The following is a 25,590-nucleotide window of genomic DNA, read 5'->3' on the forward strand; positions in this document are numbered from 1 at the left end:
CCGCTGGACGCCTGATCTCTGGCACCGTTTGCGGCTACAGCCGCGCCAGCCAGTTTTTTAGTTCCTTTGAGACGGCATCCGGCTGCTCCAGCGGAGCCAGGTGGCCACAGGTCTCGATAATGGCCAACTGCGCGCCGGTGATGGCGTCGGCCATTTCCCGGTGGACTTCCGGTGGTGTGATGGCATCGTCGCTGCCGCACAGCACCAGGGTTGGACAGGCGATCCGATAGAGGTCCGGACGGCTATCGACACGGCCGATCATGGCCCGCTGCTGGTTGATGCAGACTTGCGCACCTTGACTGTTGGCCATGGCACGAATCACTTCCAGCAAGCCCGGATCATCCAGATGCGCCGGGTGCACCAGTTTTGGTAGCAGCCCTTCGATAACGGCAGGAAAGTCCATTGCCGCTAGGCGTATCGACTGCATTCGGGCTTCGCTATTTTCGTCCGTGTCGGGCCTGGCACTGGTATCCAGCAAGGCCAGGGCCAGCACGCGCTGAGGTGCCTGGCGGAAAATTTCCAGGGCGACATAGCCGCCCAGGGAAAAACCGGCCAGGGCGAACTCATCGGCCGGTGCCTGGGCAAGCACCGCGCTGGCCATGGCGGCAATGGAGTCTTCATCGCTGACGTCGGCGACCGAAACGTGCGCGGTGGCGGCGAGAGCTGCGGCCTGATATTGCCAGAGGCGCGCATCGCAGAGTAATCCCGGAAGCAGCAGCAGGTGTGGTCTGGTCATGGTCGGCCTCGCAATTTTATCGGCAGATGGGGGAATCCGGACAGGCTGGGCACAGCTTCCGCTCAGGTTGCGCCATGCGCGGCGTGGCGACCGTGCGTTAGCACACCCAGGGGCGGCGGCACTGAGCTGTGGAGGTACGCGAACGCACAGACGCCACGCCACCGTGGCAATAGCCTGAAGTCGTACGCGCTTTGTGCGTGGAGCCAATCGGGAGTAGAGCGATGGACACCTATCGTCATAATGTATCCGCCAGTTTTGCCCAGCGTGCAGCGGCTGATCGCGTCCTGTCCAAGCTGCTCAAGCGCGGCTTATCACGTGAGCAGTTGCAGATACTGGATGTTAGTGAACACACGCCGCTGGGCCTGGCGGCTCGGCTCAAAAGCCGTTCGGCGCGCAATGCGATGCTGACCTATGGCGCCATCGGCGCTGTGGTCGGCGGGGTATTGGGCGCACTGGCCCAAGCGGCTCTGGTCATCTCGGACATGGGCTTGCTGACTGCCAGCCCATCGCTTGCGCCGATCATGCTGATGGGCTGGGGTGCTTTTCTTGGGGCCTTGCTAGGTGCCCTGATCGGCCTCGCTGCGGTTGTCCCGTGGCGTCCGAGCCTGACTCCAGAGGAGATAGCCGCCGGCGGTAGCGTGTTGTTGGCCAATACCCGCAGTGCCGAGCAAACCAGTATGGTCCGTGAAGTGCTGACGGCTTCCAGTGGTACTTGCAAGGATGTGGATATGGTCCAGAGCGGGCGTGACGGCTGGTTAAACTAAGTTGCGGGTCATGTCCGGCATCAGCGTCCTTCGGTCTGCCTGAGGCATGGCAGCCAGCGCGGCGTAATTTGCAGTAGATATGGCCGGTCAGCCCGCTGGGGCTGACCTGGCATATCGTCCTCGTCTCAGAAGGTCAGCGCCTTCGATTGCACGCTTCTCACCCCGCGCACGTTTTCCGTAAGTTTCACCGCCAAGGCGCGTTCGGCGCCATCGTCAACCTTGCCGCTGAGGGTGACGACACCGTTCTCGGTGCTGACATCGATCCCCGTACCGCCGACATTACGCGAATAGAGCAGAGTGGATTTCACCTTGGTGGTGATCCAGCTGTCGGCGATGTCGTCGCCGGCTTCGCTGGCGGCCTGCTTGCTGCTGTCGACCATACCCGGTTTGTCAGCCTTGACCTTCAGCTGATTGTCGACGGCAGTCACGCCGTTGGTGCTCATTGCCAGGCTGGCCGCATGCTCGAGGGCTTCACTGCTGCCCACAGTGCCGCTGAGAGTGACCTTGCCGTCGCGGGTGACTACCTTGGTATCCATGCCCTCGGCATGTCGGCTCCATAGCAACTTGGACTTGATCGCCGCCGTGGTGCTGGCATCGTCGATGGTATCGCCGAAGCTGCGTTCGCCGCTGGATTTGCTCGGGGTGAACTTAGCATCGACGACGATGTTGTTGGTCACCGAATCGATGCCGCTGACGCCGAGCGCGATCTCATTGGCCAGTTCCTTGTTGGCTTCTTCGGTCACTCGGCCGGTCAGCGTCGCCTTGCCATTGTCCACCGAAACCTTGAGGTCGCTGGCGCGCAGATAGGGGCTGATGGAGTAGGCGGTCGAGATCTGGCTTTCCTGGCGTGCCTCGGTGATGTCCTGGGACATGTTTTCCGCTAGCGCACCACCGCTCGCTGTGGCGATGGCCAGAGCGAGCGATGAAGCCAGCAGAAGGGTGCGCGGTTGCGTATGCATGATAAGAGTCCTTTGCGAGAAAGCCGGCGGCGATGCGCGTGCAGCTGGCGCCTGGCCGATGGTCGGTGGGAGGGCGTTGCACCGGTATCGGCTATGGCCGATACCGGATGATGCAGCTTGGCAGCCCATGGGCTGGCAGTCGGTGCGTTGGCGCACCGTGGGCAGGCCCAGGTTCATATCCGGCCAAGTAGCACCAGAATGAGGAGGATGACGACGATCAGGCCCAGGGCGCCGCTGGGCATGTAGCCCCAACTGCGGCTGTGAGGCCAGGTGGGAATAGCGCCGACCAGTAGCAGGATCAGCACGATCAGCAGAATGGTGCCCAGGCTCATGGCAGGCTCCTTGCGGTATTGATGATGGGGTGGGTTTAGCAGGCGCGCAGTGGTGGGTCCGTGCTCTACATGACATCAGCATGGCGTAGACAGGGCTGCCGATCTGTACGGCTGCGCACGTAAGCTGGCGATAGCGCTGCAAGCTGTTGCGGCGGGCAGGAGAGGGGAGCTTGGCGCTGAACGCCAGGAAGCCAAACGCTCCGCAGAGGGCGGAGCGATGGAGTGCGCGGTCAGATCAGCTTTTGCATTTCTGCAGGAAGCTCTTGACCTGTTTGTCTGCCTCGTCACGCGTGAGGGCGTAACGCTCTTTGATCAGACCAGCCAGTTTCTGCTCCTGGCCTTCGGTTTTCAGCAACTCGTCCTCGGTCAGCTTGCCCCAAGCGATCTTCGCGGCGCCGACCTGTTGCTGCCATTTGCCTTTGAGGGCATCCGTACTTGGCAGGCTCATGACTTTTTCGGCTCCCGGTTCTGCGCGTTGCGCTTGTCCTGAGTGGCCTGCGGCTTGCCTTGGTTGGCCGCTTCCTTGGGTTGTTGAGGCGACTTGGCGGGCCCCTCGAAGCTGTCCTTGCTGATGACAGGATCGCGATCCGCCTTGTAGAACGGCTGGGCGGTGCTGGCGGTTGACGGTTTCTGGGTTTGGCCTTCGGCTTTACCCGAATGCTTGGCCGGTTGTTGATAGGTGGGCTTGTGCATGGTGACCTCTGCTAAAACCGGCAACTGCAAAGGTGCGAGGTGCCGGGAAGAGGACTGTGACAGGCTGGTACGGGCCAGTCGGTGCGTTGTCGCGCTTAGGTTGCAAGTCAGTGCTCGGTCAGCGTCATCAGAATATCGGCGTACCAGGTGCAGTTAAGGCCTAACGCCTCGTCCAGTAACAGGTCACGGCTGCCCAGGTCGACCCGGGACGAGTGAATACCCAGCAGGCGCCACGGCAGGGATTGCTGCCCTGTGGCGGGATTGCTGGTCCGCATCACCACCGGTGAGCCACTGGTACCGCGGTGAGTGCGAGCGTCGGTGAGAAAATAGCCGAGACCCTGAAAGCGAAGGCCGAAAGAGGACGCGAGAATTGCGTGGCGTACCACTGGCATGTGGTGAAGGCTGTCATGGAAGCCGAGCGGGAAACCAACCACCAGCAACTGGGCGCCGATCTCGATATGTTCCTGAGGCTGCACTAAATGTTCCGGTCTGAAGGCGTGGTAGGCGATGGCAGTGGGTAGTGCCGGGCGTTCGATTTCGATCGCGGCCACATCGATTTCGCCGGCACTATCCAGGCCTTGGCGCCATAGGCTGCCGCCGTTGCGGTAAAGAGGGATGGAAAAGCCTGTGGAGCTGGCCATATTGGTCGAATCGGTGTGGACTTCTATCTCCAGGCTGTCCGGGTGATGACCCGTGGGCTCATCGATCAATACGTGGCGGCTGGTGACCAGGAACAGGCGCTCATCGCGAGCGAAGAAGAACCCGCTGGCATTGGTCAGCACCTGCGTGCCTGCAATGGTGGTGATACGTGCCACGCTCAACATCAGGGAATCGATCATCTTCTTAAGGGCCTCCGGTCGATAATTTGCTTACCGACTGTCATGTCGCATCAAGTCCTTGGGCTAGCCCGCAAACAGTCAAACCAGCGGTGTTACTTGTGCCATTGCGTCCTGATCTTTCATCCATTCTGCAGCCAGCCATGGCATCACCGATGAATGCGGGGCCATCCCTCGTTTCGGTGCATTGAGTCTATCGGGTGAAGACCGAATCGTATGCGTGCCAGCGTACGGATCGAGTGGGTACGGAGTGGCAGTATCCATATGGATGGCGCGTCTGCTTCGCGTCGGATAATTCCGATTGGTGAACGATATGCACAAGCCCAAGAAATCTGACCAACCGAGTAAACCTGCTGACCAGCATTTGCCCGGGGGTTCTGATTCCAGCAGTTACCAGCAAGAGGTTGAGCAGCGTGAACGTCGACTTCTCAAGCGCGAGAAGCGCGAACAATCGACACGAGACTTGCAAGATGACTTGATGGATAGCTAGCGAACTAACGCCATGCGATCTTTCGCAGAAGGAGTCTTCGCTAGCTTGAGTGTCAGCGATCATATGAAAAGGTGATATTTTCGTTGGTCGTCTGTTTTTTTTAAAAAAGTAGTCCTTGCTTCGCGAGCATGAGTTGCAATGGTGAGGGGGACGGGGCAATTAGCTAGGCCTAATACCGGCCTATTGGGAGGTCGTAATGAAAACTTCGTACTCAGATATCTATCGATATATTGTCAGAGAGCTTGCGCCGTCGCCTCCTGAGCCAAAGAATGTTCCACTTATTATCGTTTGTGAACCACTTGATGAGCAGCCAGGTAGTCCTCATCACACGGTGATCATACACCTCGTAGCTGGCACAACTATGAGCGAGGCGCAGGAGATGGCAGATGCCTTGCAAGCCAAGGTCCAAACTTTTTGCCATGTGGAGAAACCCGCGACTAGAAATAACTGAGTGCTGGATTGCATTGCGTTGATTTGCCGGTGTGGTCAAGCCACTCTAGGGCTAGGTCGCTTGACACTCTATCGCTTAAGGCAGGGCTGTCTTTTGTTACTCGAATATTGCAGGTTGAACTATCTGCTCTAACTTTCTAGAGGTTGGTATTCGAAGATGTAGTCGATCATTACGTGGTGCGATTGCGCTCGAAGAAGCTCAGCACCTGTTTTTCTGCTTCTTCGTGGGTCATGCCGTAGCGTACCTCTACCAGATGGGTCAATTTGTCTTTATCCCCTTCGGATTTGATCAGCTCATCAAGGGTCAGCTCATCCCAGTTGATCATGGCTGGGCCGGCCAGTTGCCGCCATTTTCCTTTGATGATGTCGCTAAGTAGTCTGCTCATTTGAGTTACTCCGTGATGTCCAAAGGCTGAGTAGGCGGCATGACGGGATCAGGGCTGCTGATGAGATTCAGCGGCAGCTTGATGTCCACGTGGTGTTCCCGATCATCATCGCGCAATGGCAGTCCGTCGCCTTCGAGGCGGATGCCATCGAGGTCGATCGTCTGCTCATCCTGCTTTGTGCGCCGCACCGTGATTCGGTAAGGCGTGGCGCCATAACGGTAGTGCAAGGTGAAACCGGGCCAGTGTGCCGGCAATAGCGGACGAATATGCAGGCAGGCGCCGCTGCGCTGCACACCGAGCAAGGACTCGACGATCAAGCGGTACATCCACCCGGCGGAGCCGGTGTACCAACTCCAGCCGCCACGCCCCTCATGCGGCGGCATGCCGTAGACATCGGCAGCCAGCACGTAGGGCTCGATCTTGTAGGTCGCAATCGCAGCGGCACTGTCTCCATGGGCGATCGGGTTGATGGCGTGGAGGAGTTCCCAGGCTCGTGTGCTGTCGCCGAGCGCGGCGAAGGCCATGCTTGCCCAGACCGCTGCGTGGGTGTATTGGCCGCCGTTCTCGCGGATGCCGGGTAGATAACCCTTGATGTAGCCAGGGTCCATGGTGCCGTTATCGAAAGGCGGCGTGAGAAGCTTGATCAGGCCTATGTCGCGACGAAACAGGTGACGGTCGAGCGACGCCATGGCCATGCGCTGGCGCTTCTCGGGGGCCGCGCCCGAAAGTACGCACCAGCTCTGGGTGATGGAATCGATACGGCACTCGTCGTTGCTGGCCGAGCCCAGCGGCGTGCCGTCGTCGAAGTAGGCACGGCGATACCAGGCACCATCCCAGGCGTGGCTTTCCAGGCTTTCACCAAGGGCCTTGGCCTGCTGCAGACAGCGGCGTGCAAAGTCCGGGTCGCCATTGCGTTCGGCGGTCGTCGCGAATCGGCTCAACACCTCATGGCCGAAGAAGCCGAGCCATACGCTTTCTCCCTGGCCCTGTTCACCGACACGGTTCATCCCGTCATTCCAGTCGCCATGCCCCATCAGTGGCAGGCCATGACCGCCGCGTCGCAGGCTGTGCTCGATGGCGCGCACGCAGTGCTGGTAAAGCGTCTCTCGCAGAGCCGACTGGCCAGGCAGGTCGTAATAGGATTCCTCACCGCTGTCGAGTGCGCGGCCTTCCAGGTAACCAACGCTTTCCGAGAGCACGCTGTGGTCACCGGTGACCTGCACGTAGCGGCTGGTTGCCAGGGCTAGCCAGAGATAGTCATCGGAGCAGCCGGTGCGCACGCCACGGTTCATCGGCGGGTGCCACCAGTGTTGCACGTCGCCCTCTATGAACTGGTGGGCTGCGCATAGCAGCAGATGCCGACGCACCGCTGCCGGCTCGGTGTGCAGCATGGCCATGCCGTCCTGCAATTGATCGCGAAAGCCGATGGCTCCGCCAGACTGGTAGTAGCCGCTGCGTGCCCAGAAGCGGCTGGCGATGACCTGGTACATCAGCCAGCCGTTGACCAGTACATCGAGCGCCGGCTCGGGCGTTTCAATCTGCACCGCTGCCAGCGTCGAACGCCAGTGGGTGCGTACGATTTCCAGTTCGACCGCTGCCGTGGCGTTGCCGCGCATGCGCTGAACCAGGCGAGAGGCGCTCTTTGCGCTCTGCTCGGCGCCAAGACGGAAGGTCACCTCGTGGCTTGCCCCTGGCACCAGTTCGATCCCGACCCTCAGCGCAGCGCAGGGATCGAGCCCCGTGCCCCTGCGCCCTGACAGCTGCTCCTGGGCCATGGCTGCCGGTGCCTTGAGGTTGCCATTGCGTCCGATAAATTCGCTGCGGTCGGCCGTGCTGCTCATGAGCGGCATGTCGACATCGAAGAAAGCCACCCGGCCAGGGAATTCGATCGAGTAGGCGTTGCGCGCGAACAGGGCGCCAGTGTCCGGGTCCGCATCGGTGACGATGTGCATGCTCGATTGACTGCGCAACTCGCCCAAAACCCAGGCTACATAGCCGGTGATCGAGAGTCGCCGGGGCCGATTCGAGGTGTTGCGCACCAGCAACTGCGAGAACTTTATTGGCGCCTCCAGCGCCACATAGACGCGCAGCTCGGTTCGGATGCCGTCCTCATCGTGCTCGAACAGACTGTAGCCGAACCCGTGACGGGTAAGGTACCGAGCGTTTCCCGGACAGGGCAGGGCAGTCGGTGACCAGTAGTGACCACTGTCCTCGTCGCGCAGGTAGATGGCCTCTTCGCTGGTGTCGGTGACGGGGTCGTTGCACCAAGGCGTGAGGCGGAATTCGTGAGCATTCTCATGCCAGGTGTAGGCGCTGCCGCTTTCCGATATCACCGTGCCGAACTGGGGGTTGGCGATCACGTTGACCCAGGGTGCCGGAGTGGGCTGGCCGGGCATCAGATGAATGACGTACTCGTTGCCATCGGCGCTGAATCCCCCATAGGGGTTGCTCAGCAGCAGGCGTGGGTCTGGTTCCGGAAGTGTTGAGCTGCGCGCGGGCTTGCGCAGCAAGCGCGCGTCGAACGCCGGCAATGCCGGGCCTGCCTTGCGATGGCGGATCTGTTCGGACAGACGGCCATGCCTGTCGTTGAGCACGAGGTGTGCCACGGCCTGCATCAGAATCCGGTCCTCGCTGGACAGCTGCTGCACCGGGCGGACGAAAATGCCGCCGGGTCTATCCAGCAGATGCGCCTCGCTGCCGGAGGTCGCCAGGCCCAGGATCAGGTCTTGCAGGTTCTGCCGGTAGCTGGCCTGGTCTTCGTTCCAGATCACAAGGTCCACCACCAGCCCTTTCTGGCGCCAGTAGGCATGGGCCTGTACCAGCTGGCGCACCAGTTCGATGTTGCCCGCGCTGGAAATTTGCAGCAGCACGATCGGCAGGTCGCCCGAGATGGCCTGGCCCCAGAGCCCTGTCTGGTTGCGCTGGTTGGCCGCCAGGATCTGAGGGGGGGCGCGCAGCGCCGGCGCACTGTAGAGAATCGACGCGGCCATCTGCTCGAACAGGCGTGCATCGGCGTGACTGATGTTCAGTTGCCGCAGCAGCACTTGGCTATGGGTCCAGGCCAGATCGAAAACGCGATCAGCGAGGTGGCGGTCGCGGTATTTGTTGATCAGGTGCAGGCACCCGCTGCGGCTGTCGCTGACACCGCTTACCAGGTCGATGATGGCGCCCTGGCCAGCCTCCAGGACGAAGCGGCAGCGTATCGCCACGATGGGGTCGAGCACGGCGCCGACCGTCCCCGAGAGCTCCTCGACGTCCATGGCCGCCGGCTGCGCCAGGTTGCGTCCGCGACCGATGAATCGGGCGCGGTCGGTCTCGTAGGAAATCGCTTCGATGTCAACGCCATGGGCGGCCAGCAGATGGCATAGCCAGGGGGCGTGTTCGGTTTTCGAGCGCGGCCGGCGGGTACACAGAATCGCCTGTAGATCCGCGTGTAACTCGGTCTCTATGAACAGTTTGCTGAAGGCCGGATGGGCCGAGTCGCTGCGCGGCGGCGCCAGCACCACTTCGGCGTAGCTGGTCAGTTCGATGGAGCGACGCGCAAGGCCACGATTGTTGATATGCAGGCGCCGCAGTTCGGCATTGTCCTCGGGGGAAACGACGATCTCCGTATGGGTGTCGATATCCTGTTGGCGCACGCGAAATTCGGCCCTGGCGTCGGTGAATATCGCCTCGAAGCTGTCCGTACGTTGCAGCGTCGGTTGGAATGCGCTCGACCAGAATGCACCACTGGCGGTGTCGCGCAGGTAGCAGAACGTCCCGGCGGCATCACAGGTAACGTCCTCCTGCCAACGGGTGACGGCGAGCTCGTTGCATCGGCTGTAGCCGCCGCCGGCATGGCTTATCATCACGTGATAATGGCCGTTGGAGAGCAACTGGACGGCAGGGTGGGCGCGATCAGGGTGGGTATAGACGCGCAACTTGCTTTCATCGACGCGAGTCGCCGCTTCTTCCTGCGCCACCTGGGGCGCATGCAGGTATTGAGTCGCACTCTTGGGCATGCGCTCCTGGAGCAGCAAGGCCGTGGCCTGGAACTGCGGATCGGCCTCGAAGCGCCGGTGCATGGGGCGCTCGAGCAGCACGGCAGCAAGTGCCAGGAAGCTCATGCCCTGGTGATGGGCCATGAACGACTGGATCACCGCTGAGCTTCGCCCCAGGGGCAAGCGCGCGCTGGTGAAATCCAGCGCCTCATACAGGCCGTAGCGACCCGCCATGCCCATGCCAGCCAGCGCCTGCATGTTTCGGCACGCCTCGGCAGGTGCCACCAACAGAGCCAGAGCCGATGCATAGGGGGCGATGACGATGTCGTCGCCGAGTCCCCGTTTCAGGCCAAGACCTGGAACGCCAAACGCTCGGTACTGGTAGTTCAACTGCGTGTCCAGGGCGTTGTAGCCCGACTCGGATACGCCCCAGGGCAGGCCGAGTTTGCTGGCATAATCGATCTGGCGCGCCACTGCGGCCTTGCAGGTCTGGTCCAGCAAGGTTCTCGGGTAACTGGGCATCACCAGCAGCGGCATGAGGTACTCGAACATCGAGCCGGTCCACGACAGCAGCACCGGGACGCCACCGCTACTGGTCAACAGTCGGCCGAGGGCGAACCAGCCCTCCTGTGGCAACTGACCCTGGGCAATCACGACGAAGTTGGTCAGCCGCGCCTCCGAGGCCAGCAGGTCGTAGTAGGCGCCATCGAGACGTTGTTCATCAGCGTTGTAACCGATGGCCAGCAGGTCTCGCTGCGGGTCGTAGAGAAAGGTGAAATCCATGTCTGCCAGGTCGCCTGCCAATTTGGCCAGGCGTTCTACCAGCGCGATTCGCTCCATTGCGCAGGCTTTGGCTTTGCGCATTGGCACCTGCTCGTCTGCCGGCCGGTCGTTGGCATCGAGCGTTGCCAGTTGCTGCCAGGTGACGCGTCGCGACCGTTCGCCAGGCAGGAGCAGGCTCGACATTTCAGCGCCCAGGTCTCGGCATTGCGCGCTCAGCACCTGTAGCCAGTAGCTGGGTTCTTCTTGCTGGGCCAGGGGGACGATCAGTTTTTCTGCCTGCTCGAGCAAGCGCTGCAGGGTAGGCAGCAGGTTGCTCGGGGGCTCGGGGGGGAGCGCTGGCGCTGCCAATACCTTGAACAGCCCGTCCAGAAGCTGTCCATCCAGACCGGCATCCAGCACGGCTTCTTGCAGGACATCAAGGCAATCTCTGAGGCCCTGCAGTGTGCGCGTGTCATTTGGCGCAGCATCAGGCAGTTCCAGCAGTCCCTGACGCAGCGTCATGAGCAGGCCGGCCAGGTTGCCGCTGTCCACCGTCGAGATGTAATGCGGCGGTAGCGGTTTCAGGGTGAGCGTGTCGTACCAGTTATAGAAATGCCGGCGATGACGCTGCAGCAGGGCCATGCTGGTCAGCATGTGCTCCAGCCGAGAGAGCAAGTGCCCGCCGCTGATATAGGCGAAATCATGGGCGGCCAGGTGGGACAGGAGGGCCATCCCCATGTTGGTGGGGGAGGTGCGATGCGCGGTGACGGCCACCGGCTGTTCCTGGATGTTGTCCGGCGGCAGCCAGTTGTCCGCAGGCCCTACCAGGTCCTCGAAGAATGCCCAGTTCCGCCGCGCCTGACGTCGCAGGAAGCGTCGCTCGTGTGCAGTGGGTTCGAACGCCAGCGAGGCCGAAGGCTTGCTCAGCCACCAGGCGAGTGCGGGGGCGACCGACCAGGCGAGCAGGAAAGGCGCGGCGACCGCCAGAGCCAGAGGATGCATGACCAGCAGGATGAACAGTCCGGCGGCGAGTGCCGGGCACACCCACATGAGGCGATACAGCCCGGATAGATCGTTACGACTGCCGCGCTCGACTTGCCGAGAAGGGTTCCACTGCAGCAGGTTGCGATGGCTGACCAGCATTCTCCATAGCGTTCGACCAATCGCATCCAGGCTGTTGAGCGTCTCGAAAGGCAGCCATACCAGCGGCAAGAGGGCTCGATGAAAGCTTGATCCGCTGCTGCGCAGGGTTGTAGTCAGATGCAGACGCAGCGGTACCTCGGGTGGCTTGTGCAGCAATTCGTGCAGTAGGCCAAGCAAGGGTTGCGTAACCACCAGGGCAATGATCGCCAGTACCCAAAGCAGCGGCTGCGAGCTGGCGAACCAGGCCCACAAGAGACCGCACAGAAAAGCCGCCGGCTCAAGGCTGCGGCGAAGGTTGTCGAAGATCTTCCAGCGGCCCAGAGCATCCAGGCGGGTAGCCTGCTGGCAGCCAGCCGAGGGAGGGCATGAGAGCAACCAAGGCAGCAACTGCCAGTCACCGCGAATCCAGCGGTGGTGCCGTTTGGCATCGGCGCTGTAGCAGGCGGGGTATTCCTCATAGACCTGGATGTCGCTGGTCAGGCCGGAGCGCGCATAGCACCCCTCGATGAGGTCATGACTCAGAATGCGGTTTGCCGGCAGGCAATCCTCCAGCGCGCGCTCGAAGGCATCCACGGCATAGATGCCCTTGCCGATGAACGAGCCATTGCTGAACAGATCCTGATAGACATCGGAAACGGCGCGTGTGTAAGGGTCGATCCCTGCATCGCTACCGAACAGGTGGGCGTAGGTCGAGCGCGCGATACTCGACAGACTGATGCCGACCCGTGGCTGCAGGATCGCGTAACCGCTGGTGATGCGTCGCTTGCTGGCGTCGAACTGCGCCGCGTTCAGAGGGTGAGCGAGGGTACCGACGAGCTGGCGTGCGACATCACGCGGTAGCTGCGTGTCGGTGTCCAGGGTGATCACGTAGACAGTCTGCTGCAGCCTCGCCAGATCGCCGACGATCGTGTCGAAGCGTTCTCTTCCGTGGCCGCGCAACACTGCATTGAGCTCGCTCAGCTTGCCGCGTTTGCGTTCATGCCCCATCCAGCGGCGCTCGGTCGGGTTCCAGCGTCTGGGTCGATGCAACAGGTTGAACCGGCTGCCTTCCATGGCCGGGTACTTGTCATTCAACGCTTCGATTGCCTGGCTGGCCCGCTCCAGCAGCGGCGCATCCTCATCCTGGGTTTCCTGCTGCGCGTCGAGGAAGTCGGTGAGCAGGGCAAAATGCAGATTGCTGTCGCGGTTGGCAAGGTAGCGCACTTCCATGCCCTCCACCAACTCGTCGACATCCAGCGCGCTGCCAATCAGTGTCGGCACGACCACGAGGGTGCAGGCATCCGCGGGAATGCCCTCGCTGTAATCGAGGCGCGGCAACATGTTCGCCGGCATCGTCAGGGTCACCAGCCAGTTCACCAGGCCGATGGCCAGGCGGCTGGTCATCAGCAGGAGTGGTAGGCTGAGCATGACCAGGTACACCAGCGACCAATTGTCGGCATGCGCCAGGGCCAGCATAGGCCAGGCCAGCAGGACGGTGAGCAGCAGGGCTGGAATCAGGAAAAAATACAGTGGCGCACGACTCAGCAGCCGTTGCCCGTGCTCGATGAGTGACAACTGCACACCGAGCTGTCGCTCCAGTGCCGGTACACCCTTATCGATCAGGTAGAAGCCGATATGGGCCATGCGCGGGATATCAGGCGGTGCGCCTGCGGCCAGGTCGAGCGCCGCGCGCGCGACTCCTGTCTCGTCGTGCTGACAGGCCCGGGACAACCGTTCCACCGCATGCCGATAGTGATCGCGCGTGGCGAAGTCCATGCGTGCGTAGATACCCGCAGGGTCCTCGCGCAGCACCTGCTCCACGCCACTCATGCGCTCGACGAACTTGCGCCAATCGGTGGCCGAGAGCATGCGCAGGCTGTTGATACTGTTGCTGATGGAGACCTGTTCGGCCGCTTGTGATTGCGCGTCCAGCTGCACTAGACGCTCTATGTTCAGGTCGGACTCCGCCAGTGTCTGCTCGATCCAGGTCAGCGGCAGCATGAGCGCGGTGTTCTGCCCCTGCAGCCGGCGCGCCAGTTCGGCGACGAACGAGCTGGACATGGGCAATGGTGAGCGCGCCATGTCCGCTACGGCCAGCACGATGCTCTTGGCATCGCGCTCTGCGGTTTCACTCAAGCGGTCTGCCCACTGATTCGCCAGGTTGCGATCGTTCCAGCTGGCCATCACCCGTGCGGCCACGCGGCGCAGATTCTCGATCAGCGCAAGGCGCAACATGATGGGCACGGCCCAGAGTTCGCCCAGGCTCAGCGCAGTGATGGATTGATAGGCGGTGATGAAGCGCCCGAGACTTTCACTGTCGACCCGTCCATCGCCGTGGGAGATGGTTTCCAGGGCGATGTCATAAACGCGGGGCAGGGTGGACGATGGCCCATGAGACAGCCCGGGTAGCTCACGGCAATAGCCTCTGGGGAGGTGCTTCTGGGCGGTTCGTATCTGCTCTTCGATCAGATAGAAATTGTCCAGCAACCACTCGGCGGCGGGTGTAGCTCGTTGGCTGGAAAGCGTCGCGACCGTCATGGCCTGGCAACTGCTCGCCAGTACCCTGGCGTTCTCGGTCAGTCGCTCCAGCAAGCCGTCCGAGGTGGTGTGCTGGCTGAGTCGATGCTGATGCGCGAGCTCTACACCATGGTTCGCCATTTGCTCGGCACTGAACAGTTCAGAGCGGAGGACGGCCTCGTATTCGAATGTACGAGGCATAGAGCGCCATAATCGCCGGATGAGGCTAGACCACTGAGTATCCATATGCTTCCTGGCGTGCGGCGTCAGCGTTCGGACAGGCCAGCGCAGAGGAATCACTCCAGGGTTGCCAGCATGCCGTTGCGCGGATCCAGATGCGTGAACAGTCATCAGGCCTTGAAACAGGCGGGGCGTCTGTCCGCTGCCGCACATAGCTACCGGGCTCTCCAGGTGTTATTCCAAGTCTTACTCAGTCATGGAGCCCGCCTCTAGCGGCGTTTGTGTTCCAGCGTACTGACGGCCCGTATTCTCGGCGTATGCTGGGCTGGGCTGGGCTGCGCTTGTACTGCGGGAGATCGAACATGCAAGAACTACCACTGCCTCTGCGAAACCATCTGCTCAGTGCGCTATCGCCGGATGTCTGTACACGGCTCTTTTCAAACCTTGAGCGGGTGCATCTGGCATCGGGCCAGGTTCTCTATGAGCGACATGATGTGATGAGTCACGTCTATTTCCCGGTCGATGCCGTCATCTCCTTGCTCTACCAGACAGAGCACGGCGCCGCGACGGAGATTTCGGTCGTTGGAGATGACGGGATGGTGGGTATCGCCTTGTCGATTGGCGGGGAGAATCTCCCGAGCCGTGCCGTGGTTCAGCGCAGCGGCCATGCCTTTCGCCTCGAGGGCGCGCTGCTCAGGGATGAGTTCGCCCGTCACGGAGATTTGCTCGGGCTCGTGCTGCGTTATACGCAAACCTTGATCGCGCAGATGGCGCAGGCCGCCGTTTGTACCCGACATCATTCTATCGATCAGCAGCTCTGTCGCCTGCTCTTGCTCTGGCTTGATCATCTGCCGGGTAACGGTGCGACGGTGCCGCAGGAGTTGCTCGGAGACAGGCCCGGTACGAGTCGCACGAACATGGTAGGCGCCGCCGATAAGCTCAGGCGCCAGGGGATAATCGATTACGACGCCGAGACCGTTACCGTACTCGATCGGCATCAGCTGGAGCAGTTGTGCTGCGAATGCTACAAGCTCGTCAAGCGGGAAAGTGAGCGTCTCCAGCCCTGCGTGGCACAGCTCAAGTAGGGGGGATTGGCTGGACTGAGCTGCGTGCCAGAGGCGCCAGGAAGTTCAAGGCTACCACCCGCTCCCGCCATTCTCTGACGGTGTCAGATAACCTGCTCAAGCAGGAATTCACGGCATCGGCACCGAATCAGAAATGGGTGGGCGACATCACCTACCTGCCCACGGAGGAAGGTTGGTTGTATCTGGCGGTGGTCATCGATCTGCACTCGCGGGTGGCTCTGGCATCCAGAAACAGCGCTGCGAAAACCTCGTGCTCAAAGCCACCCAGCTTCGCGATCAGGTAGTCCTTGACCAACTCCGAAGACGTGAAGGCTGCACCTCGCTGAACCTTCTGGTCGATCACCTTGCGAGCAGCGTCCAGGATCTACTCCGCTGTAGCAGGCAAATAACGACCTTGCTCGTCGCGAATTATCAGGGAAGCGTCAAAGGCGAGAGAAAGCTGCGACATGATCGTGCTCCAGTTGCTTGGACGGAATTGCCCGGAACCGGCCCAGCACGTCGCAGCGCAGCAGTTAGGGGGCGATAAGCCGGCCCCGCCGCAAGCGCGCGAAGCGCGTGCAGCCCTTGACGGTGAGAACGACGTGATAGGGTGAGAGGAAACAGCAAGACCGCCACTCCAGCGATCTCACAGGCGCCACCAGCAAGCGAAGCGCGCAGGCTCTATCGGCCCAGCGAAAAACGCCCAGAGGCGTTGTTGGCGAACGGCAGGAGCCAATTCGCGCTATGTGACCAATGGCCCATCCTGCCGGGTTGGCAGATGGCTGCTACCGAAATATTCTCCGGTCGCTGGGCTAACGAAGTGCTAACAGGCAGTACGCTGACCCCATGCACTCCGTTAGCTCAGAACCTTCCTTACTGGTCTGTCTTACAGGCCACTTCATTGGCATTTGCCAAAGCTCAGGTCAGCCCTGGCACCTCGCTTCGTTGAGCGTCAGGGTCTTTCTGTGGCCGAAGTAATCACCAGCGGTACAGGTCTTGGCGTGATCACCGCAGCCTTGGGATGAGTACATGCGTTGATGGATATGGAAGCTGCTTGGGGTGCTTAAGTAAGGCAGTATCAGGCTCGATATGTTCGTCGAAGCGCTGGTGGAGGACTTTACCCCGTTAGCACGGGGGTATCTAAGTAATGGCTAGCAGCCCAGGTTCAGAGAGCCCGGATTACATACCTATCGGAAAGATGTGATTTCCGTTCGCATACTCCAACCCTCTATCGGCTCAACTCTGAGTAGAGACCGAAAACAGTCAATACGGCGCAGACCAAACGTTCCGCAATTCGATAGAGCCCCCTTGAAATCCGCAGGCTGCAGCGAATCTAAGTTATTCCGTTTGCGGGACAAAACCGACGTTAAGTTACTGTTTTTACGAGCATTATTCAGAGACTTAAAATCTCTCGCTCGCAAGGGCGTGCCGGTTCGAGTCCGGCTTCGGGCACCACTTAAATCAAGCGCTTACGTTTTTTCGGCGGCATGGCTTGGTCCGTAATCCTCGCACTCATCCGCAGTCGATCTGATCAGCAAGCAGTCGATCGACGTTACTGCCAGCGTCATGTCATGAAACGTTCCTGCCACGGATGATCCCCCGTCAAGCCGGCCCCGGTCGCTGCTTGCACCGTGGTGCTCAAGCTAGCCTCGCAAACCCCATTCTCGCATCCGCCTTTTAAGCCAGATACTTTCCTTGACTTCTAGCCTGCGAGGCGCAGACTTTGTCAAGTAACAGCAGCAAACCCCTTGGGCTTGGCTGGATTTGGTTTTCCGACGCTTGTCATGCCGCGCTTGCCGTTCGATTGGCTAGGCATGCTGAAGCTGGCGTTGGATATTCAGGAAACCGATAAGCAGCACAGGATTTCCCTCGACGGTCCCGGTGTCGAGGAAAAGGACTTCCAGATCACGCCCGACAACGACGTGCCGATGGTGCGAGGTGAAAGCGCCAGGAGCAAGAGAAGAGCGAAGCGGCTTTTCTCGTGTCGAACTCTCCTACGGCAGTTTCCAGTGTGCACTGAACCTGCCCGACGATGCCAACCAGGATTCGAAGCGCGAAGCAAGTGCACCGAAGCACGGCGGCTCGATTCCGATTGAAGCTGAGTCGGATATTCCATTGCGGTCGCCACGAAGTCCCACCAGGGGACGAGGTGCCGCGGCATGCCGCACCTCGTCATCTCAATGACTAAGGAGCGTCCGCATGGCCAGGAAGCAATGTCAACTCTGCGGCCAACCCGCCACCGCGCGGGTGGAAGCCAATCTCAATGGTCGCCTCACCACCATGCTGTTGTGTGACGATCACTACCGCCAACTGGTGCGCCAGCAAAAACGCGCCATTTCCCCGCTGGAAGCCCTTTTCGGCTCGCGCAGCGGCCTGTTTGAAGATTTTCTGGGCAGCGATTTCTTCCGCATCGGAGAAGAGTCGGCACCGGCTGCAGCCGATGCCGATGAAGTGGTCGATGCGTCGTTTGGCGAACCAGCCTCCACGGCATCTGGCACGCCGCGCCGTCGCGGCAGCGGGCTGGCCAGCCGCATCAGCGAACACTCCGAGGCCCTGCTGCAGGAAGCCGCCAAGCATGCCGCGGACTTCGGTCGCTCCGAAGTCGATACGGAACACCTGCTGCTGGCGCTGGCCGACAGCGATGTGATCAAGACCATCCTGAGCCAGTTCAAGATCAAGGGCGATGACCTCAAACGTCAGATCGAAGCCGAAGCCAAGCGTGGCGACACGCCGTTTGAAGGCGAGATCGGCGTGTCGCCACGGGTGAAGGATGCGCTCAGTCGCGCCTTCGTCGCCTCCAATGAATTAGGACACTCCTACGTCGGGCCCGAGCACTTCCTGATCGGCCTGGCCGAAGAGGGCGAAGGGCTGGCCGCCAACTTGCTGCGCCGCTATGGCCTCACGCCGCAGGCCCTGCGCCAGCAGGTAAACAAGGTGGTCGGCAAAGGTGCGGAGGATGGCCGCGCCGAGACGCCGACCAATACGCCGGAGCTCGACAAGTATTCGCGCGATCTCACCAAGATGGCCCATGCGGGCAAGCTGGATCCGGTCATCGGCCGTGCGCAGGAAATCGAAACCACCATCGAGGTGCTGGCGCGGCGCAAGAAGAACAACCCCGTATTGATCGGCGAGCCTGGCGTGGGCAAGACCGCCATCGTCGAGGGGTTGGCACAGCGCATGGTGGCCGGCGAGGTGCCCGAGACGCTGCGCGACAAGCGCCTGGTAGAGCTGAACATCAACTCCATGGTGGCCGGCGCGAAGTACCGTGGCGAGTTCGAGGAACGCGTGCAGAAGGTGCTGAAGGAGATCTCCGAGCACCAGGGCGAGATGATCCTCTTCATCGACGAGGTGCACACCATTGTGGGCGCCGGCCAGGGTGGTGGCGAGGGCGGGTTGGACGTGGCCAATGTCTTCAAGCCGATGATGGCGCGCGGTGAGCTGAACCTGATCGGCGCGACGACGCTCAACGAGTACCAGAAGTACATCGAGAAGGACGCCGCGCTGGAGCGGCGCTTCCAGCCGGTCATGGTGCCCGAGCCAACGGTGGCGCAGACCATCATGATCCTGTGCGGCCTGCGCGATACCTTCGAAGCGCACCACAAGGTCAGCATCACCGAGGACGCGATCATCGCGGCCGCCGAGCTGTCCGATCGCTACGTCACCGCGCGCTTCCTGCCGGACAAGGCCATCGATCTGCTCGATCAGGCTGCTGCCCGCGTGAAGCTGTCGGCGACGGCCCGCCCCGTTGCGGTGCAGGAGTTGGAGGCCGAACTGCACCAGTTGCGCCGGGAGCAGGACTACCTGGCTTCCCGCAAGCAATACGATAATGCGTCGGAGGTCGGCAAGCGCATCGAAACCAAGGAAACCGAACTCAAGACGCAGGTCGAGGACTGGGAACGCGAGCGCGGCTCGGGCAGCGCCGAAGTCAAGGCGGAACACGTGGCGCAGATCGTCTCGCGCCTGACCGGCATCCCGGTCAATGAGCTGACGGTGGAGGAGCGCGAGAAGCTGCTGCACCTGGAGCAGCGGCTGCACGAGCGTCTGGTGGGGCAGGACGAGGCGGTACGCGCGGTGGCGGATGCGGTACGGCTGTCGCGCGCGGGGCTACGCGAAGGCAGCAAGCCCGTGGCCACGTTCCTGTTCCTGGGCCCCACCGGCGTCGGCAAGACCGAGCTCGCCAAGGCGCTGGCCGAATCCGTCTACGGCGACGAGGGCGCCCTGTTGCGCATCGACATGTCGGAGTACGGCGAGCGCCATACCGTGGCACGGCTGGTGGGCGCTCCCCCGGGCTACGTCGGCTATGACGAAGGCGGCCAGCTCACTGAGAAGGTCCGTCGCAAGCCCTACAGCGTGCTGCTGCTCGACGAGATCGAGAAGGCCCACCCCGACGTCTACAACATCCTGTTGCAGGTGTTCGACGACGGGCGACTCACCGACGGCAAGGGGCGCGTGGTGGACTTCACCAACACCATCATCATTGCCACCTCCAACCTGGGATCCGACATCATTCAGCGCCGGCTGAAGGCGCGCGGAGCTGCCGGCGAGGAGTACGAGAAGACCAAGGCAGAGGTGATGGACGTGCTGCGCGGGCACTTCCGCCCCGAGTTCCTCAACCGCATCGACGAGCTCATCGTCTTCCATGCGTTGGGCAGGGAGGAGATCCGCCACATCGTCGGCCTGCAACTCGATCGCGTGGCCCGCAGTGCCGCAAGCCAGGGTGTGACGCTGACGTTCGATGGGACGCTGGTCGATCACTTCGCGGAAGAAGGTTACAAGCCCGAATTCGGCGCTCGCGAGCTCAAGCGACTGATTCGCAGCGAGCTGGAAACGGCACTGGCGCGCGAGATGCTCGGCGGTGGCATCGGCAAGGGCGATCACGCCCATGCACGTTGGGACGACAAGGCGGAACGGGTCGCGTTCGACCGCAAGCAACCCGCTCCGACCAGCGCCGAAGCCCCCCCCTGAATCTGCGCAACCGCCGGGCCCGCCCAGGGAGTCGAGCAAGGGGACGCGCAAGAAGAAGTCCGAAAGTGGCAAGGCATGAAGCACGGGGCTGCCCTAATCCTGAAAATGGGAGACGGGCAGCCCCTATGTTCGCTTTGAGGCGCCGGGCATCTTTCGGCTTAAGCCTCGCCCATCCAAGTACGACGTTACTGCGCGCGCGTGGTGGAGTAGCCCAGGCTGCACGACATCCTGTCGTGACGACCTGTTGGTCTGCCGACATCGCCCGCGAAATGACCACTTGTTTCGACATGGACGAAGGTCTGGACTGGCACAAGAGGCGCAGCGACCGCGATTTCTCCTAGGAGTGGCCTGTTTCTGAAGGAGTGGTGCATGAACAACAGCAATCAGACCGGGACGACACTCGAACGACTCCGCCGTGACTGGGCGGTGATGACGTTTTACGAACGCTTCGAGCAGGCCGTCGCCATCATCCTTTCAGCGGTGATGGTGGTGATTATTGTGGTGTCTCTGGTGCAGCTGATTCAAATTGTCTTCAGCCTGCTGATCATCGATGCATTCAATCCGCTCGACCACAAGATCTTCCAGAGTGTGTTCGGCATGATCATGACGCTTCTGATCGCGATGGAATTCAAGCACTCCATCGTGCGCGTGGCCCTGCGCCGTGACAGCATCATTCAGGTCAAGACGGTCATCCTGATCGGGTTGATTGCCCTGTCCCGCAAGTTCGTGATTCTCGATCCCGATGTCGGCCCGGCCAAAGTCGCCGCATTGGCCGGCGCCACTCTGGCCCTGGGGCTGACCTATTGGCTGTTGCGTGAGCGCGATGACCGAATTGTCTAGGACGCCACGCCTCACAGTGAGTGGTCCGCGCCACAAACGTCGAGCCTGGTCACGGCATCGCTTGCGTAACTGCCTGAAAACAGCGCTACCGGTTTGGACGTCGATCAGTTTCGCCGCACTCGCCGTCGGCTTTTTACTTGGCGAAAGGGGGCTGTGGGGCCCCCTGCGAGCCAGCCTATTCGTCTTGTCATTCGAACCGGTGGCGGCTACAGCGCTGAGGCTGAAGTCGTATGTCACGCGTGCCATCCAGTCGGATGAAGCACCCGAAATCGAGGGTGTAAGAACGTTTTTGTAACCGCTCCTGATATGGGCTGAGGGTCAAGGCTATGGCCGCTGAAGGCTACGCAGGACAATTATTGGGTGTCATCACGTTGCTCGCTGCGGCCGTGGTGGCAGTGCCGCTGCTCAAACGTATCGGGTTCGGCTCGGTGCTGGGTTACCTGACAGCGGGGATGATGATTGGTCCCTTCGGACTGCAACTGATCCATGACCCCCACACCATCATTCAGGTTGGCGAGCTGGGTGTGGTGATGTTTCTTTTTGTGATTGGACTGGAGCTGAAGCCCTCGCATCTATGGGAGCTGCGTGGGCAGATATTTGGGCTGGGCAGCCTGCAGGTGGTGGTCTGTGCTTTTCTGCTCACCTTCGTCGGTATGGCCTTTGGTTTCCCCTGGCAGGTGTCGTTTGTGTGCGGGGCCGGTTTTGTACTCACATCCACAGCCTTGGTTATGCAAGTCCTCTCGGAACGCGGTGACATAACCGAGCCGAGGGGGCAGCGCATCGTGTCCATTTTGCTGTTTGAAGACCTGTTGATCGTGCCGTTACTGGCGGTGGTGGCATTTCTGGCCCCCACTGAATTGGTGCATGAACCCACTTCACCCCTTTGGCAGCGTATCGGTATCGCCGCCCTGTCCCTGGGCGCACTGGCGGCCATCGGATTGTGGCTGCTCAATCCGCTGTTTCGGGTATTGGCCCAAGCCCGGGCGCGCGAGGTGATGACCGCCGCCGCGCTACTGGTGGTGCTGGGGGCAGCGCTGCTGATGGAAATCGGCGGGCTTTCAATGGCGATGGGGGCGTTCGTTGCCGGCGTGCTGCTGTCGGAATCCACCTTCCGCCACCAGTTGGAGGCCGACATAGAGCCGTTTCGCGGCCTGCTGCTGGGGTTGTTTTTTCTTGGCGTCGGCATGGCCTTGGATCTGCAAGTGGTGGCCACGAACTGGATGCTCATCACCTCTGGTCTGCTGGCGCTGATGCTGGTCAAGGCGCTGTGCATTTATGCGGTCGCGCGCCTCGCGAAGAGCCCCCATGGCGATGCGCTGGATCGTGCCGTGCTTATGGCGCAGGGGGGCGAATTTGCTTTTGTGCTGTTTGCCGAGGCGCTCAAGCTCAGGGTCATCAGTCCCGAAGTCAACGCCAATATGACGGCTATCGTGGTGCTCTCCATGGCCATTACGCCGGTGGCCTTACTGCTGTACAGACGTTTGGCCCGCTCGCAGAGCGTTTCCATGGACGGTGTGGAGCCCGCACATAATCTGCAAGGCAATGTACTCATCATCGGTTTTGGCCGCGTGGGCCAGATTGCCTGCCAGGCACCCCTCGCTCAGGGAGCGAAACTTTCCATTATCGAGATAGATCCGGAAGTGATCCGCGCCGTGGAGCCCTATGGTTTCAAGGCCTATTACGGTGATGGTGCCCGCCATGAAATATTGCAGGCTGCCGGTGCCCATCACGCCCGCGCCATCATCGTTTGTGTGAACGACAAGAAAGCCGCGACACGCATAGTCGAAAGTACGCGGCATTACTGCCCGCAAGTGAAATTGCTGGTGCGTGCCTTTGACCGCGAACACGCGCTGGAGCTGGTCAAGCACGACGCGGACTACATAGTGCGGGAAACCTTTGAGTCGGCCCTGCTGCTCGGCCGTCAGGCCGTGCTGACGCTGGGTGCGTCTGAGCACGAAGCCGACGCGGTAACCGAGGAAGTGCGCATGCGCGATGCCGAGCGTTTTGCTTTGGAAACAGCGGGAGGTCTGTTTGCCGGGCGAGCATTGGTACTGGGAAACATCGAGCATATCGAACCGCCGAACCAAGAAGCGCGGGACACCCAGTGAGCATTCATTCGGGATCGTATAGAGCTGTCGCCGTCGACCGCCCCGCTCTGTATCGCTGCCTTGCAGCGGGGGTAACTGGCGATTTCGCAACGCATCGCCCCCGGACTATCACAAACGCCCTGCGCGGCGTTCCGGGTGGCCTTGATAACGCTGATTTGATATCCGCTCGCAGGGATGTCTTTCAGCTCCTCAACATCTTTTGAAATAGGTAGGAGGGCGTATGTTCACTCCAAATTCCATTCCCTATCAGCGACAACCTGGCTTTCAGCGCACTTACCGCCAAGGCCGCTTGACCCTGGGTCTTTTCTTTCCCCTCGAAGCCTTTGCCGGTGATACGCCGAGCATGCTCGACCAGGTGAGCCTGGCTAAACGTGCCGACAAGCTGGGTTTCTCTGCCCTCTGGTTTCGCGACGTGCCGTTACGCGACCCCAGCTTCGGTGATTCGGGTCAGGTCTTCGACCCCTGGGTCTACCTGGGTTTTATGGCGGCACACACACACTCGATTGCGCTGGGTACCGCCTCGATCATCCTGCCAATCCGCAATCCCCTGCACACCGCCAAGGCCGCTACCAGTGTCGATCAGCTCAGCGGTGGCCGCCTGTTACTCGGTGTGGCTTCCGGTGACCGGCCGGTGGAGTTTCCCGCATTCGGTGTCGACCCGGAGCGACGCGACAGCCTGTTCCGCGAATACCTCGAGGTATTTCGCGAGGCTCAGCGCAGCAGTTTCATGCCTTTGACCTGGTCCGGCGGGACGCTTGAGGGCGCGGATCTGATTCCCAAGCCGACCACGGCGGAAATTCCTTTCTTTGTCACCGGCCATAGCCGCCAGACACTGGAGTGGATTGCCCGCTACAGTCATGGCTGGATCAGTTATCCGCGCACCCCGAAGACGCAGCAGCTGATTGTCGATAACTGGCGCACTGCGGTTCGTGCCGAATGTGGTGAGCTGTTCAAACCCTTCACCCAGTCGCTATACATCGACCTGACCGATAACCCGCAGACACCACCACGACCGATCCACCTGGGCTATCAACTGGGGCGATATCACCTGATCTCGTTGCTGGAAAGCTTGCAGGAGATCGGGGTTAATCATGTGATCGTCAATTTGAAATACGGCCAGCGCCCCGCGGGCGAGGTTATCGAAGAGCTCGGTCAGTTCGTACTACCCAACTTCGTCCTGTCGACATGAAGCGGCATGGTGCTGGATAGCTACGACACGATTGCCAGGGATGATGGGTTAATGACTATGTACCTCTGCCGTTCAATAAAAAGAACCAAAAGCGAGACTGGCTATTACGTGCAATGCTGAACTCGCGAAAGGCTTGGTGGATGCTCTGGCGTAGCTGTTTGTCGTTCCGGTTGGACTTATCGGGGCGATTTATTTTTTACTTAAATCAGTTGCATACAATGATCCTCGGCTAACCTGATAAATCAACCTGCAGCAACGAGTAGGGTCTTCAATGGGCTGTCCACAAGTATGCAGTGGCGCCACACTGCAGTGCAGTTTTGGTGTCGCCCCTAGCATGTTGAGCGTGTTGCCGCAGAACCGCACGCTCACGGCGGGTATGCCTGCAGCGAACATCATGGATCACATACCATTGGTGAATATTCTGCCCTTCGGCATGTGCCAGAGTCTTGCCAACCCCATGGTCGCTGCTGCGACTGCAGCAGCCTTGGGTGTGTTGACGCCCATGCCTTGTATACCGGCAACCGCGACACCTTGGATCCCGGGCGGACCACCGACCATGTTGCTTGGCAACATGCCGTCGCTCGATTCCAACAGCACCCTGATGTGCAATTGGGCTGGTGTGATCAAGATCGCCATGCCCGGCCAGGTGCAAATGCTGATTCCCTGATCAGGCCTCGCCCGACTCCTGCCAGCGCCGCCACCACCAGCGCAGCCTAGAGATGGGTTTACCTTCGGCGTCCAGCGGGCGGCCGTCTTCCGCGAAGCTCTGGCCTTCGTCCAGCGTTTTGCCGTTGAGGTAGCGGCTGCGATGGGCCACCTGGCCTTTGCTATGGAAGCGTTGGTAGAGGCCGTCACGTACCCCATCGCGATATACCTCCAGCTCGGCCAGGCTGCCATCCGGGTAGTAGCTGCTGGCTTCGCCGTGCATCAAGCCTTGGCGATAGGCGACCTTGCGCTGCAGCCAGCCTTCGGCGGCGAAGTACTGGGCCACGCCCTGCAGGCGTCCATCGACGTAGGGCAGTTGCGCCGAAACCTGGCCGTTGGGGTGGTAGAGGACGCTGGGACCGTGCAACACGCCGTTGGCGTAGCCAAGCTGGGCCTGGGGGCGACCGGCTTCCTGGATGCGCACCGGGCCATCGAGGGCGCCGCCCTGCAGCTTGCCCTGGAGGCGGCTGTCGCCACGGGTGAGGTCGAGATTGCCGTTGGTCATGGGCGCC

At 61.0% G+C, this 25,590-nt stretch carries 15 protein-coding genes and 4 pseudogenes; 9 read left to right on the forward strand and 10 right to left on the reverse strand.

What is annotated here, in order from left to right:
* Positions 1-34 precede the first annotated feature (34 nt).
* On the reverse strand, positions 35-736 hold the full coding sequence (locus BLT86_RS05565) for an alpha/beta fold hydrolase (protein WP_017676993.1): 702 nt from the start codon (positions 734-736) through the stop codon (positions 35-37).
* A gap of 221 nt (positions 737-957) precedes the next feature.
* On the opposite strand from BLT86_RS05565, the gene BLT86_RS05570 reads away from it, so the two are divergent.
* Entirely contained in the window at positions 958-1,500 is a 543-nt protein-coding gene (locus BLT86_RS05570; protein ID WP_017676992.1) for a hypothetical protein, read from the forward strand.
* A gap of 125 nt (positions 1,501-1,625) precedes the next feature.
* Here BLT86_RS05570 and BLT86_RS05575 read toward each other — a convergent pair whose 3' ends face one another.
* The 7 genes from BLT86_RS05575 to BLT86_RS05605 all read right to left on the reverse strand — a co-directional run bounded on the left by BLT86_RS05575 (position 1,626) and on the right by BLT86_RS05605 (position 14,273).
* Positions 1,626-2,459: a BON domain-containing protein gene (locus BLT86_RS05575; protein ID WP_017676991.1), complete on the reverse strand. Its 834-nt coding sequence runs from the start codon at positions 2,457-2,459 to the stop codon at positions 1,626-1,628.
* 173 nt (positions 2,460-2,632) lie between these two features.
* The gene (locus BLT86_RS05580; protein ID WP_017676990.1) at positions 2,633-2,791 is read right to left on the reverse strand and encodes a DUF3309 family protein; all 159 of its coding nucleotides are present in this window, start codon (positions 2,789-2,791) and stop codon (positions 2,633-2,635) included.
* A gap of 235 nt (positions 2,792-3,026) precedes the next feature.
* Positions 3,027-3,239, reverse strand: a complete 213-nt coding sequence (locus BLT86_RS05585) for a CsbD family protein (protein ID WP_013715900.1) — start codon at positions 3,237-3,239, stop codon at positions 3,027-3,029.
* The gene (locus BLT86_RS05590) at positions 3,236-3,484 is read right to left on the reverse strand and encodes a hypothetical protein (RefSeq protein ID WP_017676989.1); all 249 of its coding nucleotides are present in this window, start codon (positions 3,482-3,484) and stop codon (positions 3,236-3,238) included. Before BLT86_RS05590 ends, BLT86_RS05585 begins: the two co-directional genes overlap by 4 nt.
* Positions 3,485-3,591: 107 nt before the next feature.
* Positions 3,592-4,323 carry a S1 family peptidase gene (locus BLT86_RS05595; protein ID WP_017676988.1) on the reverse strand — a complete coding sequence of 244 codons (732 nt, stop codon included), beginning with the start codon at positions 4,321-4,323 and terminating at the stop codon, positions 3,592-3,594.
* Between the two features lie 1,107 nt (positions 4,324-5,430).
* Complete coding sequence (locus BLT86_RS05600; RefSeq protein WP_026088572.1) at positions 5,431-5,646, reverse strand: CsbD family protein; 216 nt, start codon at positions 5,644-5,646, stop codon at positions 5,431-5,433.
* Between the two features lie 5 nt (positions 5,647-5,651).
* Positions 5,652-14,273 carry a GH36-type glycosyl hydrolase domain-containing protein gene (locus BLT86_RS05605; protein WP_051037293.1) on the reverse strand — a complete coding sequence of 2,874 codons (8,622 nt, stop codon included), beginning with the start codon at positions 14,271-14,273 and terminating at the stop codon, positions 5,652-5,654.
* Positions 14,274-14,569: 296 nt separating this feature from the next.
* Between BLT86_RS05605 and BLT86_RS05610 the strand changes: the two genes are divergently transcribed.
* Together BLT86_RS05610 and BLT86_RS05615 are read left to right on the forward strand one after the other, a co-directional pair.
* Positions 14,570-15,292: a Crp/Fnr family transcriptional regulator gene (locus BLT86_RS05610; RefSeq protein ID WP_026088571.1), complete on the forward strand. Its 723-nt coding sequence runs from the start codon at positions 14,570-14,572 to the stop codon at positions 15,290-15,292.
* A 20-nt stretch (positions 15,293-15,312) separates the two neighbouring features.
* A pseudogene (locus BLT86_RS05615) lies at positions 15,313-15,504 on the forward strand (DDE-type integrase/transposase/recombinase); the annotation flags it as partial.
* 5 nt (positions 15,505-15,509) lie between these two features.
* On the opposite strand, the pseudogene BLT86_RS26065 reads toward BLT86_RS05615, so the two are convergent.
* Positions 15,510-15,740: pseudogene (locus BLT86_RS26065) on the reverse strand (DNA repair protein RadC); the annotation flags it as partial.
* A 1,291-nt stretch (positions 15,741-17,031) separates the two neighbouring features.
* Here BLT86_RS26065 and BLT86_RS05625 point away from each other — a divergent pair.
* From BLT86_RS05625 to BLT86_RS05650, 6 genes and pseudogenes are all read left to right on the forward strand, one after another.
* A pseudogene (locus BLT86_RS05625) lies at positions 17,032-17,365 on the forward strand (Hsp20/alpha crystallin family protein); the annotation flags it as partial.
* Between the two features lie 105 nt (positions 17,366-17,470).
* Positions 17,471-20,315: pseudogene (gene clpK, locus BLT86_RS05630) on the forward strand (heat shock survival AAA family ATPase ClpK).
* Between the two features lie 290 nt (positions 20,316-20,605).
* Positions 20,606-21,076, forward strand: coding sequence for a phosphate-starvation-inducible PsiE family protein (locus tag BLT86_RS05635; protein WP_017676983.1), 471 nt, complete (start codon positions 20,606-20,608; stop codon positions 21,074-21,076).
* Between the two features lie 326 nt (positions 21,077-21,402).
* Positions 21,403-23,184: a monovalent cation:proton antiporter-2 (CPA2) family protein gene (locus BLT86_RS05640; protein ID WP_026088569.1), complete on the forward strand. Its 1,782-nt coding sequence runs from the start codon at positions 21,403-21,405 to the stop codon at positions 23,182-23,184.
* A 220-nt stretch (positions 23,185-23,404) separates the two neighbouring features.
* Positions 23,405-24,373: an LLM class oxidoreductase gene (locus BLT86_RS05645; protein ID WP_017676981.1), complete on the forward strand. Its 969-nt coding sequence runs from the start codon at positions 23,405-23,407 to the stop codon at positions 24,371-24,373.
* 271 nt (positions 24,374-24,644) lie between these two features.
* Entirely contained in the window at positions 24,645-25,040 is a 396-nt protein-coding gene (locus BLT86_RS05650; protein WP_031306605.1) for a DUF4280 domain-containing protein, read from the forward strand.
* Here BLT86_RS05650 and BLT86_RS05655 read toward each other — a convergent pair whose 3' ends face one another.
* Entirely contained in the window at positions 25,041-25,583 is a 543-nt protein-coding gene (locus BLT86_RS05655) for a toxin-antitoxin system YwqK family antitoxin (protein ID WP_017676979.1), read from the reverse strand.
* Positions 25,584-25,590 lie beyond the last annotated feature (7 nt).

The organism is Pseudomonas sihuiensis (assembly GCF_900106015.1).
Lineage (GTDB): Bacteria > Pseudomonadota > Gammaproteobacteria > Pseudomonadales > Pseudomonadaceae > Aquipseudomonas > Aquipseudomonas sihuiensis.

Bases quoted from the DNA above. Each gene is read 5' to 3' on its own strand.
- BLT86_RS05570 (WP_017676992.1), top strand. From the start codon at position 958: ATGGACACCTATCGTCATAATGTATCCGCCAGTTTTGCCCAGCGTGCA.
- BLT86_RS05645 (WP_017676981.1), top strand. From the start codon at position 23,405: ATGTTCACTCCAAATTCCATTCCCTATCAGCGACAACCTGGCTTTCAG.
- BLT86_RS05595 (WP_017676988.1), bottom strand. From the start codon at position 4,323: ATGATCGATTCCCTGATGTTGAGCGTGGCACGTATCACCACCATTGCA.
- BLT86_RS05600 (WP_026088572.1), bottom strand. From the start codon at position 5,646: ATGAGCAGACTACTTAGCGACATCATCAAAGGAAAATGGCGGCAACTG.
- BLT86_RS05635 (WP_017676983.1), top strand. From the start codon at position 20,606: ATGAACAACAGCAATCAGACCGGGACGACACTCGAACGACTCCGCCGT.
- BLT86_RS05655 (WP_017676979.1), bottom strand. From the start codon at position 25,583: ATGACCAACGGCAATCTCGACCTCACCCGTGGCGACAGCCGCCTCCAG.
- BLT86_RS05580 (WP_017676990.1), bottom strand. From the start codon at position 2,791: ATGAGCCTGGGCACCATTCTGCTGATCGTGCTGATCCTGCTACTGGTC.
- BLT86_RS05585 (WP_013715900.1), bottom strand. From the start codon at position 3,239: ATGAGCCTGCCAAGTACGGATGCCCTCAAAGGCAAATGGCAGCAACAG.
- BLT86_RS05565 (WP_017676993.1), bottom strand. From the start codon at position 736: ATGACCAGACCACACCTGCTGCTGCTTCCGGGATTACTCTGCGATGCG.
- BLT86_RS05640 (WP_026088569.1), top strand. From the start codon at position 21,403: ATGGCCGCTGAAGGCTACGCAGGACAATTATTGGGTGTCATCACGTTG.
- BLT86_RS05610 (WP_026088571.1), top strand. From the start codon at position 14,570: ATGCAAGAACTACCACTGCCTCTGCGAAACCATCTGCTCAGTGCGCTA.
- BLT86_RS05575 (WP_017676991.1), bottom strand. From the start codon at position 2,459: ATGCATACGCAACCGCGCACCCTTCTGCTGGCTTCATCGCTCGCTCTG.
- BLT86_RS05650 (WP_031306605.1), top strand. From the start codon at position 24,645: ATGGGCTGTCCACAAGTATGCAGTGGCGCCACACTGCAGTGCAGTTTT.
- BLT86_RS05605 (WP_051037293.1), bottom strand. From the start codon at position 14,273: ATGGATACTCAGTGGTCTAGCCTCATCCGGCGATTATGGCGCTCTATG.
- BLT86_RS05590 (WP_017676989.1), bottom strand. From the start codon at position 3,484: ATGCACAAGCCCACCTATCAACAACCGGCCAAGCATTCGGGTAAAGCC.